Below are 17151 nucleotides of genomic sequence, written 5' to 3'. Positions count from 1 at the left end.
CACCGCGTTGAGCAGGGCGTCGCCCCGATTGGAGACCGCATGTTCCTGCACCGTCGTACGCCCCAGCTGCCGACCGCCGAGCAGGCGCTGACCGGACGCCCGGAGCCGGTGTTCACGGTCCCCGACCGCCACACCGTCCTCGGCACCCCGCTGCTCGGCCCCTACCCCGAGGGCCTGGAGACCGCCGACTTCGGCCTGGGCTGCTTCTGGGGCGCCGAGCGTAAGTTCTGGCAGCTCCCGGCCGGTGTCTGGACGACCCTCGTCGGCTACCAGGGCGGCCACACCGAGAACCCCACGTACGAGGAGGTCTGCTCGGGCCTGACCGGCCACACCGAGGTCGTGCGGGTGGTCTTCGACCCGGAGCGGATCTCGTACGAGCGCCTGCTGAAGACGTTCTGGGAGTCGCACGACCCGACGCAGGGCTTCCGCCAGGGCAACGACGTGGGCACGCAGTACCGCTCCGCCGTCTACACCCACTCCCCCGCGCAGGAGGCCACCGCCAGGTCCTCCCGCGAGGCGTACCAGAAGGTCCTCACGTCCTCCGGCTACGGCACCGTCACCACGGAGATCGTCACGGCCGAGGGCCGCCCCTTCTACCCGGCGGAGGGCTACCACCAGCAGTACCTGGACAAGAACCCCGCGGGCTACTGCGGCATCGGCGGGACGGGCGTGTCCTGCCCGGTCGGCGTGGCGAGGGCCGGTGGCTGAATCGGAGAGCTTCGGCGGGGGCTGGATCTTCGAGGAGGGGCTGCGGCCGTTCTGCGAGGCCATCGCGGAGTTCTCGGGCTGCGAGTTCGACGACCTGGACTGGCAGGCCGTCGGCAGCGCCCTGCCTCACACCGACGTCGAGAAGCCCGACGGCTGGTACGACTACCCGCTGTCGGGCCGGGTGCCGCTGACGCTGTGCGTCGCGGACGATCCCGGCTCGGCCGTGGTCTTCGTGCGGGTCACGGGGAACCCCGACGACCGCACGCGGGCGCAGATCGAGGCGGCCGTGCACATCTTCAGCATGTACACCGTGCGCTGACGGTCCGTTCCCGGGGTACGGGACTGCTGCCGGTGCCCTGGCAGCCCGTAGGGTGCCCTGCGTGACTGCGCCCCTGAATTCCGACAGGTCCCGTGCCGCGCTGCGGATATCCGCGCGGGTTTCCGCCGAGTTGCTGCTGGTGTTCGCCATGTCCGCCGTGGCGTTGTGGCTGCTGGGCCGGATGTGGTCGGTGGTGTGGCCGTTGGTGGTCGGGCTGCTGCTGACCACACTGACCTGGCCCGCGGCCCGCGCCCTGCGCAAGCGCGGGTGGCCCCCGGCGCTGGCCGCGTCGCTCGTGACCGTGCTGTTCCTGCTGGTCGCCGTGGGTGTGGTGGCGCTGATCGCCGTACCGGTGGCGTCCCAGTCCGGGGAGCTGACGGACGGGGTCGTGGAGGGCATCCAGCGGCTGCGCGAGTGGGCCGCCGGGCCGCCGCTGAACATCGGGGACGCACAGATCAACAAGGCCTTCGACAGCGCGGTCTCCCGTGCCCAGGAAGGCGTCGGCAGCATGGTGGGGGCGGTCGTCACAGGCGTGAGCACCGTGGTGAACGGCGTCGTCACCGCCGTCCTCGCGCTGTTCCTGATGTTCTTCTTCCTCAAGGACGGACCCCGGTTCCTGCCCTGGCTGTCCCGTCAGCTGCCCGGCCGGCTCGCCACCGACGTCCCCGCCGTGTTCGACCGCGGCTGGGCCACACTGGGCGCCTTCGTACGGTCCCAGGCGGCCGTCGGTCTGCTCGACGCGGTGCTGATCGGCCTGGGGCTGTGGATCCTGGGGGTCCCGCTGGTGCTGCCGCTGGCGGTGCTGACGTTCGTCTCGGCGTTCGTACCGATCATCGGCGCGCTGTTCGCCGGCTTCGTCGCCGTACTCATCGCGCTGGTCTCCAACGGCCTGACGGACGCGCTGATCGTGCTGGCCATCATCGTCGTGGTGCAGCAGCTGGAGGGCAATGTCTTCCAGCCCATGATCCAGAGCCGCGGTCTCGGCCTGCACGCCGCCGTGGTGCTCCTCGCGGTGACCCTGGGCGGCAGCCTGGCCGGCATCGTGGGCAGCCTGCTCGCCGTACCCGTGGCGGCGCTGATCGCGGTGGTCTGGAACTACGTGCGCGAGCAGCTCGTCGATCCAGCGGCCGATCCGGGCCCCGACGAGGACCAGGCGAAAGCCGCCGTCCCGTCATAGCGGCATGGGGGACGACGCCGCGCAGGCGGCGCCCGCCGCGCGAACGGCCCCGCTCAGGTCGCGGGGCTCCTCCCCGCTTGCGAGTCTGCAGGCGGAGAGGAGGGCCGTGACATGGTCCCTGTCACCGCGTCGCCCGTGCGCCTGGAGGCGTCCGTCGACCCCCGGCTGTCCCGGTGGATGTGGCTGGTGAAGTGGCTGCTCGCCATCCCCCACTACATCGTGCTGGCGTTCCTGTGGCTCGGGTTCGTCGTCGTGACCGTGATCGCCTTCTTCGCGATCCTGTTCACCGCCCGCTACCCGCGGGCCCTGTTCGACTACAACGTCGGCGTGCTGCGCTGGAACTGGCGGGTCGGCTACTACGCGCACACCGCCCTCGGCACCGACCGCTACCCGCCCTTCACCCTCGCCGACGTGCCCGACTACCCGGCGCACTTCGACGTCGCCTACCCCGAGCGGCTGTCCCGCGGGCTGGTCCTGGTGAAGTGGTGGCTGCTGGCGATCCCGCAGTACATCGTCGTCGGGATGATCGTCGGGGGCGGCTGGGGCGGCGAGAACTGGCGGGGCGGAGGGCTGCTGCCCTTCCTCTCCCTGGTGGCCGTCGTCATCCTTCTCTTCACGGCCCGCTACCCCCGGCACCTCTTCGACTTCATCATCGGCCTCGCCCGCTGGGCGGCCCGGGTGACGGCGTACGCGGCGCTGCTGACGGACCAGTACCCGCCGTTCCGGCTGGACCAGGGCGGGCAGGAACCCTCGCGGACGCCACCCCCGGCAGCGCCCCCGGCCACCCCGCTGACCAAGCCCTGACCCGGTCCGCAAACCGCGCGATCCCCAGCGGAAGCGTTTCCTCCCGCCCTACGCTCCCTCGCATGGTTCTCAGACGAGCGTTACAGCTGATCATGGTCATCGCCCTGGCCCTCGCGGGGGCGGTCCAGGGCGGCGTGGGCACGGCACGGGCCGGGGAGGACGAGACGTCGGGCGGGCGGCAGCTGCTGTTCTACAACCACGCCTACGGCGTGCTCGACCGGGCGACCGCGGACGCCATCGAGCACTCCCCGTATCTGCGGGACTTCGCCGACTTCGAGGTCCGCACCACCACCGGTTCCGGCGGGCAGACCTGGACCGGCCGCTATCTGCGGGGGCGCGAGACCTACGTCGAGCTGTTCGGCGTGGGCGACGTCCCCGGGAAGGACGGCACCCTCGGCGCCACCGGCCTCGGCGTGTCGACCGAGCGCGCCGGTGACCTGCCCACGGTGACCGAGCGGCTACGGAAGGCCGGGATCAGCGACCCGATCGAGTTCCGGCAGACGCGCGACTTCGGCGACGGCGTCCCCGTGCCCTGGTTCGACGCGGTCTTCACCACCGAGGAGTACGACCTCTTCGGCGCGTGGGGGATGGAGTACCGGCCGGAGTACTTCGCCGACCCGCGCGGCGGCACCGAGCCCGCGTCCCACCCCGGCGACGTGGGCCGGGAGCGGTATCTGCCCGACGCCTACCGCGACCACCTGATGCGGGACGTGACGGGCATCCGGCTCGCGGTGACCGCCCGGGACCTCGCCAACACCGTGCCGCTGCTGAAGGCCGGCGGCTTCGCGGTCCGGTCCCTGCCGGGCGGGGGCGCCGTGGCCAAGGGCGGCGGCACGACGATCCGGTTCGACGCGGTGCCCCTGGACCAGGTGGGGCTCCGGCGGATCGAGATGGCGCTGAACGATCCGGTGTCGTACCGGCACGTGGAGCGGATCGGCCACTCGGCCCTGGTGGTCGGCCCGGGGTCCCGCGCGGTGTGGGATTTCGAGACGGTCGGGTGATGCCGCCCTCACCGGTGTGCCGGGCGGCGGGGCGGCCACGGGGTGGGCCGGGTTGCTGACGGTTCAGCCGCCGCTGCCGTAGGGCCTGGTGATGATCTCCAGGCGGTGGCCGTCGGGGTCGTCGAAGTAGGCCCCGCGGCCGCCGTCGTTGTGGTTGATCTCGCCGGGACGGCTGTGGAACGGGTCCGCCCAGTAGGTCAGACCGGCCTGCCGGATGCGGCCGAAGATCTCGTCGAACTCCTCCTCCGAGACGAGGAAGGCGTAGTGCTGCGGCGTGATGGCGCCGGGGCTGTCCATGAAGTCGAGGGTCACGCCGTTGGGTATCTCGACCGGCAGGAACGGGCCGTAGGGCGGGCTCACGTCGAGCCCCAGGAGATCGGCGAGGAACCGGGCCGAGGCACGTTTGTCGTGGGCGACGACGATGGTGTGGTTGAGCTGCACGGTCATGGCGGCCTCCCCTGACGTACGCGGCGGCGGAGCCCTGTGGTGCACTCCCCTCGTGTACCCCGCGCGCTCCCTGTCGTGCATCCGGAACGCAACCCTCGTGCGTCAGGAACGCACCCCCGTCGCGCAAACCCACGCACCCCGCCCCCCGCCGTGCGTCACCGACACCCCTGAGGGCCCCGGCGCGCGGCCAGGGCCCTCAGGGGTGTCGCACAGTCTGTACGGGTCAGATCGTCGCCGTGTCGATCACGAACCGGTAGCGCACGTCGCTGGCCTGGACCCGCTCGTACGCCTCGTTGATCTGGTCGCCGCGGATCAGCTCGATCTCGGCGCCGAGGCCGTGCTCGGCGCAGAAGTCCAGCATCTCCTGGGTCTCCGCGATGCCGCCGATCATGGACCCGGCGAGGGTCTTGCCGCCGCCGATCACCGAGAAGAGGTTGAGGGAGATCGGCTCCTCGGGGGCGCCGACGTTGGCCAGGGTGCCCTCGGTCTTCAGCAGCGACAGGTAGGCGTTGAAGTCCAGCGGGGCGGACACCGTGGACACGATCAGGTCGAACGTGCCGGCCAGCTCCTCGAAGGTCTTCGGGTCGCTGGTGGCGTAGTAGTGGTCCGCGCCCAGCCGCAGGCCGTCCTCCCGCTTGCGCAGGGACTGCGACAGCACGGTCACCTCGGCGCCGAGGGCGTCGGCGATCTTCACGCCCATGTGACCGAGGCCACCCAGGCCGACGATCGCGACCTTCTTGCCGGGACCCGCGCCGAAGCGGCGCAGCGGGGAGTACAGGGTGATGCCGGCGCACAGCAGCGGCGCGGCGACGTCGAGGGAGAGGCCGTCGGGGATGCGGACGACGAAGTTCTCGTCGACGACGACGTTCTGCGAGTAGCCGCCGTAGGTGGGCTCGCCGTCGTGGCCGATGCCGTTGTACGTCGGGACGTTGCCCCGCACGCAGTACTGCTCACGGCCGGCCTTGCAGTTCTCGCACGCGCGGCAGGAGTCGACCATGCAGCCGACGCCCACGCGGTCGCCGACGGCGAACTTCGTGACGCCCGGGCCGACGGCGGAGACGACACCGGCTATCTCGTGGCCGGGGACCATCGGGAAGATCGCCTCGCCCCAGCCCTCCTGGGCCTGGTGGATGTCGGAGTGGCAGATGCCGGCGAACTTGATGTCGATCAGGACGTCGAACTCGCGGACCTCGCGGCGCTCGATGGTGGTGCGCTCCAGCGGGGCCTTGGGAGCGGGAGCGGCGTACGCGGCAACAGTGGTCATGCCGGGGGTCCTCCTAGCGGGGTTGCGTGCCCGGCTGCCTTCTGGATCTTCTGACCGGGCACGATCACCAGCGTGCAGGATTCGTTCGTACTCACCCAGACCACGGTTTTGCGTACGCACACGGTGCGTACCACTGGCGGGGTCAGGCTCGTGCGCGTACGACCGTGAATACTGGACGGCATGGACGAACAGCCCGGATCCGGATCGGCGGCCGGTGGCGGCCTGGACCGGCGCGCCGAACTCAGTGAGTTCCTGCGCACCCGGCGGGCCCGGCTGAAGCCCGAGGACGTGGGACTGCCCGACTTCGGGCGGCGGCGGGTGCCCGGGCTGCGCCGCGAGGAGCTGGCGCAGCTTGCCGGGGTGTCCGTGGCGTACTACACGCGGCTGGAGCAGGGCAACGGCCGCAACGTCTCCGCGGACGTGCTGGACGCGATCGCGCGTGCCCTGCGGCTGAGCGACGCCGAGCACGCGCACCTGATGCATCTGGCGAAGCCGAAGCAGCACAAGAAGAAGCCGGTGGCGCGCAGCCGGCAGGTGCGGCCGGCGCTGCGGCATCTGCTGGACTCGATCGAGTCCGTCCCGGCGTACATCGTGGGGCGCCGCTCGGACATCCTGGCCTGGAACCGCATGGCGTCGGCGCTCTTCGGCGACTGGGCGGAGCTGCCGGCGCAGGAGCGGAACTGGGCGCGGATGGTGTTCCTGCGGCCCGAGTACCGCGAGCTGTTCTTCGCGTGGGAGCAGAAGGCGGCCGACATCGTCGGTTACCTGCGCATGGACGCGGGCTGCCACCCGGACGACCCTCAGCTGTCCGCCCTGGTGGGCGAGCTGTCGGTGAAGAGTGAGGAGTTCCGCCGGTTGTGGGCCGCCCACAACGTGAAGGAGAAGAGCTACGGCGTCAAGCGCATGCACCACCCGCTGGTCGGCGACCTGACCCTGTCCTTCGAGACGTTCCGCCTGGTCGACGACGGCGAGCAGTCCCTGGTCACCTACCACGCGGAGCCGGACACCCCGTCGGCGGAGGCGCTGCGTCTGCTGGCGAGCTGGGGGGCGGACGCGACCCGCTCGGGCACCAGGGCCTCGACGCCCTCGGAGTGACGAACGGCCCGCCGGAAGCCGAGGCTTCCGACGGGCCGTCAACGCGTATGCGTAATGGCCTACTTGCCGTAGTACGCGTTGTAGATCGAGATCGTCGACTTGTTGCCCTTCTTGTCGGCGATCTTGGCGTGGAAGGAGACGGCCTTCCCCTTCGCCGGGTTCTTGACGCTCACCTTGCCGTCCTTGACGGTGAGCTTCTTCCAGGTCTTGCCGTAGTCGTACGACACGTACACCGACAGCGACTTCAGATTGCGGCCCTTGGCCGCGCCCTCGACGGAGACCGGGACCTTGACCGTCTTGCCGGCCGCGACCTTGCTGTCCAGGCCGGTGGTCGCGCCGAAGCGGGCCGTGGAGACGGGCAGCTTGGTGATGTCGCTGGTCTTCTTCGAGCGGAACGTCCAGCTCGCGTCGACGCGGGTGGAGGCCGCCGCGACCTTGACGCTGCGCTTGACCGACGTCGTCAGCTTGTACGCGGCGTCACCGGCCGGAACCTTGAACTGCTTGTCACCGAAGAGCGGGTCGTCGTTGCTGCCGACCTTGGTGCCGTTGCGGTACAGGGTCGTGTCGACCGCGGAGAACGTCGAGTAGCCCACGTTGCCCTTGCCGTCGGCGAACAGCGGCAGGGAGCCGTAGATCTTGTTGCCCTCGCGGAAGACACCGAAGTCGCCGGCCAGACGCGGCCCGAAGACGGCCGTGTTGACGGTCTTGGAGTAGCTCTTGCCGGCGGCGAAGGTGTGCGTGCCCATGTCGTAGCCGGCCTCGTCGACCGGGAAGCCGTCCTCGTCCACCCCTCCGGACTGGGCGAACTCCAGCTGCCACGTCACGCCGCCCTGCGCGGACAGGTGCAGTGTGCGGGTGCCGGGCAGGGTCTGCTGCAGGCCGATGGAGGAGGCGGTGGAGCTCCACGGCAGCCAGCCCACCGCGTTGAGCGAGCCCTTCTTGCCGCTCGCCGCGGCGCCGAGACCCGCCTTCACCGTGGCGAGGTCACTCGCCTTGTAGTGCTTGGTGAAGCCGGTGGCGAGCTGCTTGACCTTGCCGCCGGCGACCGTGTCGTACTGCTCCTTGGCGCCCTTGGACCAGTGGCCGTCCCACTGCTGGGTCACCGAGCCGTCGGTGATCGGCGGGCCGACGTGGGCGCTGCGGAAGCCGTCGTAGGAGTCCAGCCACCAGCCGAAGGAGTAGCTGCTGTCACCGGCCTCGACCGTGTAGTCGGCGGATGCGAACTACGACGTGACGCCGGTGGCCGGGACGGTGATGTCCACCGGCTTGGCCTTGCGGGCGTCCAGCGTGATCGTGGTGTTCTTGGTGAGCTTGAGCTTGGGCTGGGCGAGCCAGTCGGCGCCCTCGAACTTCTCGGGGTCGTCGCCCGCGTAGATGCTCGTGTTGAGGATGTAGGTGCCCTTGGGGACCCGGGCGGTGACGGTGCCGTCCTCGTCGTACGGCGCAGCCGCCTTGCCCTTGCCCAGGCCGGCTATGCCGGTCAGGTCGGCGCTGTAGTTCTTCGCGGCCTTGCCGTCGCGGCCCAGGAACTTCAGCGTCACGTCGTACGACTCGACCTCGCGCTGCACCGCCGCCGCCGTGCGGACCGTCTGGCCGCCGCCCGTCGCCGTCACATACGCCGAGTACGCGCCGTCGACCGTGCCGCCGAGCTTGGTGTTGACGGTGAAGGGCACGGAGGCCTTGCCGCCGGCCGGGACCGTCACCGAGGTGGCGCCGAGCTTGAAGAAGCCGGACGGGACGGCCTGGCCCTTGGGGTTGGTGGCCGTCGACGCCAGCTTCAGCGTGACGTCCTTCGTCCCGAGGTTGCGGTACGTCAGTTCCTTGGTGACCGGCTTGTCGTCGGTGTGCGGCCACTGCTGCACCCCGAAGCTCACCGAGGCCGGCTCGGCGACCACGGACTGCTTGATGGCCTTGTCGACCTGGATCCGGCCCGAACCCTGCTCGAAGGGGGTGTACTTGCCGCCCTTGGTGGAGCCGGTGAGGGCGCCCTTCAGTTCGGCGTACTTCCAGTCCGGGTGCTGCTGCTTGAGGATCGCCGCCGCGCCCGCGACATGCGGGGTCGCCATCGACGTACCGGAGATCGTCATGTAGCCGGCCGGCTTCTCGCCGACCTCCTGGGCTATCTGGTTGCCCGGGGCGGAGGCCGCGGTGATGTCCACGCCGGGCGCGGTCACATCGGGCTTGAGAGCGCCGTCCATGCCGGGGCCGCGGCTGGAGAAGTCGGCGAGCTGGTCCTTGTCGTCGACGGCGCCGACGGTCAGGGCCGCGGCGGCGCTGCCCGGGGAGCCGACGGTCTGCTCGCCGAATTCGCCCTCGTTGCCGGCCGCGATGGCGAACAGCACGCCCTTCTCGTCGGACAGCTTGTTCACCGCCGCTTCCAGCGGGTCGACGGCGGGCGTGTCGCCGCCGCCCAGGCTCATGTTGATGACGTCGGCGCCCTCGGCGGCGGCCCACTCCATGCCGGCGAGGATCTCGGAGTCGCTGCCGAAGCCGCCGTCGTCGAGGACCTTGCCGTTGAGGATCTTCGCGCCGGGCGCGACGCCCTTGTACGTGCCGCCGGACTTCTTGCCGGTGCCGGCCGCGATGGACGCGACGTGCGTGCCGTGCCCGACCTTGTCGGAGGCGTCGGGCGCGGTGGTGAAGTTCTTGGCGCCGACCACCTGACCCTTGAGGTCGTCGTGGGTGGCGTCGACACCGGTGTCCAGGACGGCGATCTTGGTGCCCTTGCCGTCGTACCCGGCCGACCAGGCCTTGGGCGCGCCGATCTGCTTGACGGACGTGTCGAGGCTGGCCTTGCGGACACCGTCGAGCCAGACGTGGGCGATGCCGGAGGCGGTCTTCTCGCCGTTGGTGACCGCGTCCCAGAGTTCGGGCGTGTCCTGCTGCGACGTCTGCACGGCGTCCGCGTTCACGGACTTCAGCGCGTGGCGCAGGGTGCCGGCCTCGCGGACGTCGGCCTTGGTGGCCGCGGCGCTGCCCCGGTAGCCGACGATGACCTTCAGGCCCCTCTTCTGGGCCTTGCGGGTCGCGGACTTGTTGAGCTCGGTGACGTCGAAGAGCCGCTGGTCGAGCTTGCCGGTGGCGACCAGGCGGGCCGCGTCGGCCGGGATGACGAGGGTGTGGCCGCCGGCCTTGCGGATCTGGACGGGTACCTTCTCGCGGCCCTTGGCGTGCTCCAGGCCGATGACCCGGCCCTTGGCGTCCAGCACGACGCGGTCGCCGGTGATGAGTGTGACGCGGTGCTTGACGGTGAAGGACGCCGGCCCGGCGGCCGCTGCCGCCTGCTGCCCGTCGGCCGACGCCGGGCTGGTCATGCCCGCCGCCAGTGCCACGGCCGCCGCTGTGGCGACGGTGGCCGCGTACGCCCTTTTCACTTGTCTGCGCAAGTTTCCCCCTTGCAGAAGAACCGGGTGAATTCCCCGTTCACCCGGCCGGGGGTGGTCTCGCACGCATGCCCGTACGCCCCCCGGAATAGGCAGTATGCCGAGGGGTGATCAGGTGCTCAATAGATGAGAGGACGGTAAGAATTCCGTCCGGCGGACTGTTACACGGCCGCCGGAACTCCGTTACGAAGCCGCGGGGTTGGGCATGTGTGTTCCCCTCGCTGCCTTACCGGGCCGCATGATTTCGCCACGCACGGCGAAAGGCCGCCATCCACTCCCGACGAGGGGTGGATGGCGGCCTTCAGTCAGCGTCAGCGCTGTGGTGCAGACCCGCGGGTCGTCAGAGCGCGGAACCGGCCTTCCAGTCGGCCCAGTTCATGTTCCAGCCGTTGAGGCCGTTGTCCGGGGCGATGGTCTTGTCGCCGGTGTTCTGGACGACGACCACGTCGCCGAGCATCGCGTTCTTGAAGAACCACGCGCCCGGGGTGTTCGGGTCGTTGGCGCCCTTGGCGTCCTGGAGGCCGACACAGCCGTGGCTGGTGTTCACGTTGCCGAAGATGGACTTCGCGCCCCAGTAGTTGCCGTGGATGAACGTGCCCGAGCTGGAGAGGCGGATGGCGTGCGGCACGTCCTTGATGTCGTACTCGCCCTTGCCGTCGTCGTCGGTGAAGCCCACGGTCGCGCCGTTCATGCGCGTCTCCTTGAACTTCTCGGACATCACCATGATGCCTTCGTAGGTCTTGTTCTGGGGCGAGCCCGCGGAGATCGGGATCGTGCGGACGGTCTTGCCGTCCTGCGTGACCTTCATCTGCTTGGTCTTGGCGTCGACGTACGAGATCTGGTTGCGGCCGATCTTGAACGTGACCGTCTTCTGCTGGACACCGAAGACGCCCTTGGCTCCCTCGACGCCGTCGAGCGCGAGCTTCAGCGTGACGGTGGAGCCTTCCTGCCAGTAGTCCTCGGGCCGGCAGTCCATGCGGTTGGCGTTGAACCAGTGGCAGGCGACTTCCTGGCCGCTGGTCGTGCTGACCTTGATGCCCTTCTGGACCGCGGCCTTGTTGGTGATCGCCTTGTCGAAGTTGATCGAGACCGGCATGCCGACGCCGACGGTGGTGCCGTCGTCCGGCGTGAAGTTGCCGATGAAGCTGTTGGCCGGGGAGACCGTGGTGAACGAGGCGTTCTCGTGGGCGACGCGGCCGTCGGAGTCCTTCGCCTCGGCCGACAGCTTGTAGGTGGTGGACCGCTCCAGCTGGGCGGTCGGCTTCCAGCTGGTCTTGTCCGCGGATATCTGGCCGCTGACCTCCGCGCCCTCCGACGTCGTCATCTTCACGTCCGTGAGCGTGCCCTTGCTCACGGTGACGGCGGCGGAGTTGTTGATGGAGGCGTTGTCCGAGCCGTCCTCGGGCGTGATCTTGATCTGGGCCTCGGAGGTCTTCTTCGCCGCCGCCTCGTCGACCTTCGACTGGGAACTGTCGCCTCCGTCGCCCCCGGAGGCGCTGTCGTCGCCTCCGGAACACGCCGAGAGCACCAGCACTCCGCCGAGCAGTGCGGACGCGACCGTCAGGCCCTTGCGCCGCTTACTGACCGTCATCACACGCTTCTCCATCGTTGCCGATTTCCCCAAAACCCCGAGTGTCCCCGTCAAAACCTGAGTGCCCCCGTGGGGACCCGTGAGTCCTTGCCGGGACCCGTGAGTCCGCGCCGGACCCAGGAGTCCTCGCCAGGACTCGAGAGTCCTCGTCCGGAACTTTCAACGCTACGACCGGTTCGTCCGGTTCCCCAGATCGCGCAGGTGTGGGGATCACCACGTCCGTGACGGACGGGCCGGGCGTTACGGGTGCGGTCGGTGCGTCGCTTGAGACGTGAAAACCCCGGGCGGCGGTTGCCGCCCGGGGTCACGAATCCCGGACAGTTCAGCCGTCGCTGTCCTCGCCATCATCCTCGTCGAGGTCCCAGTCCGGCGAATCGGGGTCGTAGTCAATCCGTTCACTGCTCCAGGAGGCCTGCTGGAGTTCGACCCCCGGCACCTGGCTGACCAGGTCGAACGGGTCCACGAGGTACGCGAGGGCCTCGGCGGTGTCTTCCGTCACAGCGCCCTCGGCGTGGGCCCGTTCCGCCGCCGGCATCTCCGCCTCGTCGGCGATCCGGCGCAGCGCGGACTTGGTGACCGCGTCCGCGTCGTCGACCTCGAGAACGAGTTCCACCCGAAGCCGTACAAACCGTGATGTCTCTGGAGTGCTCATGGCGGGAGCGTACGGCCAGGCCCTCCCGTGACTTTCCCGTGACCCGCGACTTTCACTAACATCGCCCCACACGGCCAATTCGCCGACGTCACAAGGGGATCGATATTCCGTGTCATCCGCTCGCCGACCGTTGCTGACAGCCACCGCCGCGGCCTCCCTGCTGGGCGCCCTGTGGTTCGTTCCGTCCGCGAACGCGTCGTCCGACTCCCCGGTGAGAGACGCGGTGTCGACGAGCCCGTCGCCGCAGGTCACAGAGCAGGCACGGATCGCGGCGACGACCGCGGACACCTCCGTCCCCGGCACCCGCCTCGCCGACACCGGCAGCTTCGACAGCACGCCGTACGTGATCGGCGGCACCTTCTGCCTCACGCTCGGCGCCGGGTTCGTCGTGTACTCGGTGCGCCGCGAACGCCTCGGTCTCTGACCCGCGAACGTCTCTTCAGACAGGCGAACGCCTCTGTCACTGACAGCCGTTGACGCGGGGCCCCGCCGGACGACAGGGCCCCTGCCACCGGCCTACTGAAGCGGCCCGGTGACCTTCTCGACCGCGGCGAGCAGCCGCCCGTCGCGCACGAACGCGTTCGCCGCGGCGAGGTCGGGCGCGAGGAACCGGTCCGGCCCTGGGCCCTGGACCCCCGCCTCCCGCACGGCGTCGATGACCGCCTGCGAGGCGGGCGCCGGGGTCAGGCCCTCGCGCAACTCCACCGCGCGCGTGGCGGCGTAGAGCTCGATGGCGATCACCCGGGTGAGGTTGTCGACGGCCGTGCGCAGCTTGCGCGCCGCCGACCAGCCCATCGAGACGTGGTCCTCCTGCATCGCGGAGGACGGGATCGAGTCGGCCGAGGCCGGTACGGCCAGCCGCTTCAGCTCGCTGACCAGCGCGGCCTGCGTGTACTGAGCGATCATCAGGCCCGAGTCCACACCGGCGTCGTCGGCGAGGAACGGCGGCAGGCCGTGGCTGCGGTTCTTGTCGAGCAGCCGGTCGGTGCGCCGCTCGGCGATGGAGCCGAGGTCGGCGGCGGCGATGGCGAGGAAGTCCAGGACGTAGGCGACGGGCGCCCCGTGGAAGTTGCCGTTGGACTCCACGCGCCCGTCAGGCAGTACGACGGGGTTGTCCACGGCCGAGGCCAGCTCGCGGTCGGCGACCAGCCGGGCGTGGGTCATGGTGTCCCGCCCGGCGCCGGCGACCTGCGGGGCGCAGCGCACCGAGTAGGCGTCCTGGACGCGCGGGGCGTCGTCCTGGTGATGCCCGGTCAGACCCGACCCCTTCAGCACGGCCAGCATGTTCGCGGCGCTGGCGGCCTGCCCCGGGTGGGGCCGGATGGCGTGCAGTTCGGGGGCGAGGACCCTGTCGGTGCCGAGCAGGCCCTCCAGGGACAGGGCGGCGGTGACGTCGGCGGACCGGTAGAGCCTCTCCAGGTCGGCCAGAGCCATCACCAGCATGCCGAGCATGCCGTCGGTGCCGTTGAGGAGGGCCAGGCCCTCCTTCTCGCGCAGTTCGACCGGCTGGATGCCGTGCGCGGCGAGGAGTTCGGCGGCCGGGCGCACGACGCCGTCGGGGCCCTCGGCGTCGCCCTCGCCCATGAGCGCCAGCGCGCAGTGGGACAGCGGCGCGAGGTCGCCGGAGCAGCCGAGGGAGCCGTACTCGTGCACGACCGGGGTGATCCCGGCGTTGAGGAGGTCGGCCATGGTCTGCGCGACCTCGGGGCGGACGCCGGTGTGCCCGGAGCAGACGGTCTTCAGCCGCAGGAACATCAGCGCGCGGACGACTTCCCGCTCCACGGCCGGGCCCATCCCGGCGGCGTGCGAGCGGACGATGTTGCGCTGGAGCTGCGCGCGCAGCTCCGGGCTGATGTGCCGGGTCGCCAGGGCACCGAAGCCGGTGCTCACGCCGTACACGGGGTCCGGCTTGGCCGCCAGCGCGTCCACGATCTCGCGGGCCGCGGCGAGGGCGGCCACGGCCTCCTCGGAGAGCTCGACACGGGCGCCGCCGCGCGCCACGGCGAGCACGTCGGACGCGGTCACCCCGGACGTCCCCACCACCACAGTGTGCATATCCATATTCAGGAGCGTACGCAGTGAATTCGATGATGTCACCACTGGGGGAGCCGTTCACCCCTTACCGAATGCGTCACACCCGGCCGGCCACGGTCACCGATCACCGGTCATCGATCACCGGCCACGGTCACCGATCACCGGTCACGCCCCGGACCCGGGGTCGGGCACGTGCCGGCCGCGGAACCGCCGGCGCTCCCCGCCCTCCTCCCGGGACGGCTCGTCCGCGAGCCGTACGACGGGGTCGTCGGGCCCGGCCCGCCCCGCCACCACCGGCCGGTCCGCCCGCTCGGCCTTGGCCCGGTACTGCGCGGCGTCGGCGAGCCGGAACAGCCGCCGGGCCGAGCGCACCGGCCCGATCGGGTCCTCGGTGGAGGCGACCCCGCAGGCCACTCCGTCCCCGAGCTCCAACTCGGCGGCCCTGCGGCACAGTTCGCCCGCCGCCTTCACGACCTGGTCGGCGGGCGGCCCGACCGCGAGCAGACAGAACTCGTCCCCGCCCAGCCGCGCGGCCAGCGCCCCCGGCAGCATGGCCCCGCACAGCGACAGCACCGAGCCGAACCGCTCCAGCAGCCGGTCCCCGGCGGCGTGCCCATGGGTGTCGTTGACCCGCTTCAGCCCGTTCAGATCGCAGACGACGAGACTCACCACGGCACCGTCCCGGCGGTGCCGCTCGATGGCCCGCTCCAGGCGTACGTCCACGGCGCGGCGGTTGGCCAGACCGGTGAGGGAGTCGGTGAAGGCGAGCCGCCGGGCCTCCTCCAGCCGCTCGGTCTGGGCGATGCCGGCGGCCACGACGGAGGCCAGGACCGTGGCGAAGTCGGCGTCGGCCCGCCCGAAGACGGCCTCACCGGCCGGGCGGGCCACATACAGCTCGCCCCAGGCCCGCCCGTGCAGCACGATCGGCGCGACGACGCAGCAGCCGCGGCCCCGGCGGCGCAGGGCGGCGACCCGCTGATGGCAGTACCCGGGCTCCCGGCCGGCGGCGGGCCCCTCGGCGGTCTCCACCCACGCGTCGGGCTCCCCGCCGCCGGCCCACTGCTCGTGCAGGAACTCGGTGATCTCCGCGAACTGGTGCACCGGGTAGGCCTCGTCCTCGGGGAACTCCTCCTCCCCCTCGGCCAGCTCGCCCACGTTCACGAGGACCCTCAGCCGCCCGAGCTCCCGCTCCCAGACCGACAGCGCGGCGAAACTCCCACCCAGCGCCCGGCACGCCCCTGCGGCCGCGGCACGCCACGCCTCACGCGACCCGTGCGCGGCCGCCATCCCCTGAGCCAACGCGACGACGGCCACCAGCCGTCTGTCCTCACCCATCACTCCAGGCTAGGGAGTTTCCAGCCAGACTGACCTGTTTACGACGCGAACGGGGACGACGGGTTGCCACCGGGACCGGGCTCCGACGCGCCTGGCGTTCGGTCCGGTGCCACTGGGGCCTGGTCCGGTGCGCTGGGCTTCGGTCCGGGTGCGCCGGGGTTCGGTCCGGGTGCGCCGGGGTTCGGCCCCGTGTCACTGGGGCCTGGTCCGGTGCGCCGGGCTTCGGTCAGGGTGCGCCGGGGTTCGGTCCGGCCACCGGGGTCCGCTCCGGTGGCCCCCGGGCCCGGCCCGGCGACACCGGGATCCCCCTCCGGTGCTACGAGGGTCCGCACCGGTGCCGCCGGACTCCCCGGCACCACCGGGGCACACTCCAGCGCCACCGGACCCGATCCGGTCGCTACTCCCCCGGCCACTGCGGCTCGCGGCGTTCGTTGAAGGCTGCGACGCCCTCCGCGCGGTCTCCCGAGAACGCCGTGGTTCGCCACGCCGCGTCCTCGACCTCCAGCCCAGCCCGCAGGTCCAGCCCCTGCCCGAGCCGCAGCGCCCGCTTCGCCGCACGGAGGCCGACCGGGGAGTTCCGGGCGATCCGGCCCGCCAGGGTCAGGGCCTCCTCGCGGTCCCGCCCCTCCTCCACCAGCTGGTCGACCAGCCCCAACTCGCCCGCCTCCACGGCCTCCACCCGCCGCGCGGAGAAGATCAGCTCGGCCGCCCGGGCCGCCCCGACCCGCCGCGGCAGCAACTGCGTACCCCCGCCCCCGGGAATCACCCCGACCGACACCTCCGGCAGTCCCACCACCGCCGTGCGGTCCGCCACGATCACGTCGCAGGCCAGCGCCAGCTCGAACCCGCCTCCGAGCGCGAACCCGTGCACCGCGGCCACCGTCGGCACCGGCAGCTCCAGCACCCCGGTGTACGCCCCCCGCGTCACCGGCCGCTGGCGCAGCAGATCCGCGTCGCTGAAGGAGTTGCGCTCCTTCAGATCCGCCCCGACGCAGAAGGCCCGCTCATGCGTCGAGGTCAGTACGACCACCCGGACGTCCCGGTCCTCCCCCAGCGCCGTACAGGCCCCGGCGATGGACCGGGCCATCTCCGTCGACACGGCGTTCATGGCCTTGGGCCGGTCGAGGACGAGCTCCGCGACATGCCCCTGCTCATGCCGCCGCACCAGCACGAACTCCCCGAACCGTTCCTCACTCATGACACCCTCCGGTTAACGCGGGTTAACAAGGTCGACGCTCAGATCATCGCAGCCGCACCCCACCCGCGAAAGGCCCGACGGGCCCGGTTCCCCTCGCCACCCCCCGCCCACCCGTTCGAGTGACATCACCCCAACTCCGACCC

At 71.0% G+C, this 17151-nt stretch carries 14 protein-coding genes and 1 pseudogene; 7 read left to right on the top strand and 8 right to left on the bottom strand.

Translation table 11 applies throughout. The features are described from left to right. Positions 1–39: 39 nt before the first annotated feature. The 5 genes from msrA to ACFZDE_RS12270 all read left to right on the top strand — a co-directional run bounded on the left by msrA (position 40) and on the right by ACFZDE_RS12270 (position 4009). Complete coding sequence (gene msrA, locus ACFZDE_RS12290; protein ID WP_391199635.1) at positions 40–708, top strand: peptide-methionine (S)-S-oxide reductase MsrA; 669 nt, start codon at positions 40–42, stop codon at positions 706–708. Then, positions 701–1027, top strand: a complete 327-nt coding sequence (locus ACFZDE_RS12285) for a hypothetical protein (protein ID WP_391199633.1) — start codon at positions 701–703, stop codon at positions 1025–1027. The genes msrA and ACFZDE_RS12285 overlap by 8 nt, the downstream gene beginning before the upstream one ends. A 61-nt stretch (positions 1028–1088) precedes the next feature. Next, positions 1089–2204 (top strand): AI-2E family transporter, encoded by a 1116-nt coding sequence (locus ACFZDE_RS12280; RefSeq protein WP_390993561.1) that lies wholly within the window; start codon positions 1089–1091, stop codon positions 2202–2204. A 111-nt stretch (positions 2205–2315) separates the two neighbouring features. Continuing rightward, positions 2316–3008 carry a DUF4389 domain-containing protein gene (locus tag ACFZDE_RS12275; protein WP_390993559.1) on the top strand — a complete coding sequence of 231 codons (693 nt, stop codon included), beginning with the start codon at positions 2316–2318 and terminating at the stop codon, positions 3006–3008. A gap of 86 nt (positions 3009–3094) precedes the next feature. Then, the gene (locus ACFZDE_RS12270; protein ID WP_391199918.1) at positions 3095–4009 is read left to right on the top strand and encodes a DUF5829 family protein; all 915 of its coding nucleotides are present in this window, start codon (positions 3095–3097) and stop codon (positions 4007–4009) included. A gap of 63 nt (positions 4010–4072) precedes the next feature. Here the strand turns inward: ACFZDE_RS12270 and ACFZDE_RS12265 are convergent, their stop codons facing one another. Together ACFZDE_RS12265 and ACFZDE_RS12260 are read right to left on the bottom strand one after the other, a co-directional pair. Then, entirely contained in the window at positions 4073–4456 is a 384-nt protein-coding gene (locus tag ACFZDE_RS12265; RefSeq protein ID WP_390993557.1) for a VOC family protein, read from the bottom strand. Positions 4457–4679: 223 nt separating this feature from the next. After that, positions 4680–5720 carry an alcohol dehydrogenase catalytic domain-containing protein gene (locus ACFZDE_RS12260; RefSeq protein WP_390993555.1) on the bottom strand — a complete coding sequence of 347 codons (1041 nt, stop codon included), beginning with the start codon at positions 5718–5720 and terminating at the stop codon, positions 4680–4682. A 180-nt stretch (positions 5721–5900) separates the two neighbouring features. Here ACFZDE_RS12260 and ACFZDE_RS12255 point away from each other — a divergent pair, with 180 nt between their 5' ends. After that, complete coding sequence (locus ACFZDE_RS12255; RefSeq protein WP_390993553.1) at positions 5901–6815, top strand: helix-turn-helix domain-containing protein; 915 nt, start codon at positions 5901–5903, stop codon at positions 6813–6815. A 59-nt stretch (positions 6816–6874) separates the two neighbouring features. Here the strand turns inward: ACFZDE_RS12255 and ACFZDE_RS12250 are convergent. From ACFZDE_RS12250 to ACFZDE_RS12240, 3 genes and pseudogenes are all read right to left on the bottom strand, one after another. Then, a pseudogene (locus ACFZDE_RS12250) lies at positions 6875–10129 on the bottom strand (S8 family serine peptidase). 409 nt (positions 10130–10538) lie between these two features. Continuing rightward, positions 10539–11789, bottom strand: coding sequence for an Ig-like domain-containing protein (locus ACFZDE_RS12245; RefSeq protein ID WP_390993551.1), 1251 nt, complete (start codon positions 11787–11789; stop codon positions 10539–10541). Positions 11790–12111: 322 nt separating this feature from the next. After that, positions 12112–12402: a hypothetical protein gene (locus ACFZDE_RS12240; protein WP_391199630.1), complete on the bottom strand. Its 291-nt coding sequence runs from the start codon at positions 12400–12402 to the stop codon at positions 12112–12114. A gap of 148 nt (positions 12403–12550) precedes the next feature. Here ACFZDE_RS12240 and ACFZDE_RS12235 point away from each other — a divergent pair, with 148 nt between their 5' ends. Further along, positions 12551–12865 (top strand): hypothetical protein, encoded by a 315-nt coding sequence (locus ACFZDE_RS12235; protein WP_391199628.1) that lies wholly within the window; start codon positions 12551–12553, stop codon positions 12863–12865. 92 nt (positions 12866–12957) lie between these two features. Here the strand turns inward: ACFZDE_RS12235 and hutH are convergent, their stop codons facing one another. The 3 genes from hutH to ACFZDE_RS12220 all read right to left on the bottom strand — a co-directional run bounded on the left by hutH (position 12958) and on the right by ACFZDE_RS12220 (position 17008). Further along, entirely contained in the window at positions 12958–14496 is a 1539-nt protein-coding gene (gene hutH, locus ACFZDE_RS12230) for a histidine ammonia-lyase (RefSeq protein WP_391199917.1), read from the bottom strand. Between the two features lie 144 nt (positions 14497–14640). Beyond that, positions 14641–15810, bottom strand: a complete 1170-nt coding sequence (locus ACFZDE_RS12225; protein ID WP_391199627.1) for a diguanylate cyclase domain-containing protein — start codon at positions 15808–15810, stop codon at positions 14641–14643. A 397-nt stretch (positions 15811–16207) separates the two neighbouring features. Further along, positions 16208–17008 (bottom strand): enoyl-CoA hydratase-related protein, encoded by an 801-nt coding sequence (locus ACFZDE_RS12220; RefSeq protein WP_390993543.1) that lies wholly within the window; start codon positions 17006–17008, stop codon positions 16208–16210. Positions 17009–17151: the final 143 nt, after the last annotated feature.

It is taken from the genome of Streptomyces sp. NPDC007929 (assembly GCF_042959065.1).
Classification (GTDB): Bacteria; Actinomycetota; Actinomycetes; order Streptomycetales; family Streptomycetaceae; genus Streptomyces.
This window is presented reverse-complemented; position numbering and strand designations above follow the sequence as displayed.

Coding starts and splice junctions, on each gene's coding strand:
- ACFZDE_RS12275 (WP_390993559.1), top strand. CDS start 2,316: ATGGTCCCTGTCACCGCGTCGCCCGTGCGCCTGGAGGCGTCCGTCGAC.
- ACFZDE_RS12265 (WP_390993557.1), bottom strand. CDS start 4,456: ATGACCGTGCAGCTCAACCACACCATCGTCGTCGCCCACGACAAACGT.
- ACFZDE_RS12260 (WP_390993555.1), bottom strand. CDS start 5,720: ATGACCACTGTTGCCGCGTACGCCGCTCCCGCTCCCAAGGCCCCGCTG.
- msrA (WP_391199635.1), top strand. CDS start 40: ATGTTCCTGCACCGTCGTACGCCCCAGCTGCCGACCGCCGAGCAGGCG.
- hutH (WP_391199917.1), bottom strand. CDS start 14,496: ATGCACACTGTGGTGGTGGGGACGTCCGGGGTGACCGCGTCCGACGTG.
- ACFZDE_RS12225 (WP_391199627.1), bottom strand. CDS start 15,810: ATGGGTGAGGACAGACGGCTGGTGGCCGTCGTCGCGTTGGCTCAGGGG.
- ACFZDE_RS12220 (WP_390993543.1), bottom strand. CDS start 17,008: ATGAGTGAGGAACGGTTCGGGGAGTTCGTGCTGGTGCGGCGGCATGAG.
- ACFZDE_RS12245 (WP_390993551.1), bottom strand. CDS start 11,789: ATGACGGTCAGTAAGCGGCGCAAGGGCCTGACGGTCGCGTCCGCACTG.
- ACFZDE_RS12255 (WP_390993553.1), top strand. CDS start 5,901: ATGGACGAACAGCCCGGATCCGGATCGGCGGCCGGTGGCGGCCTGGAC.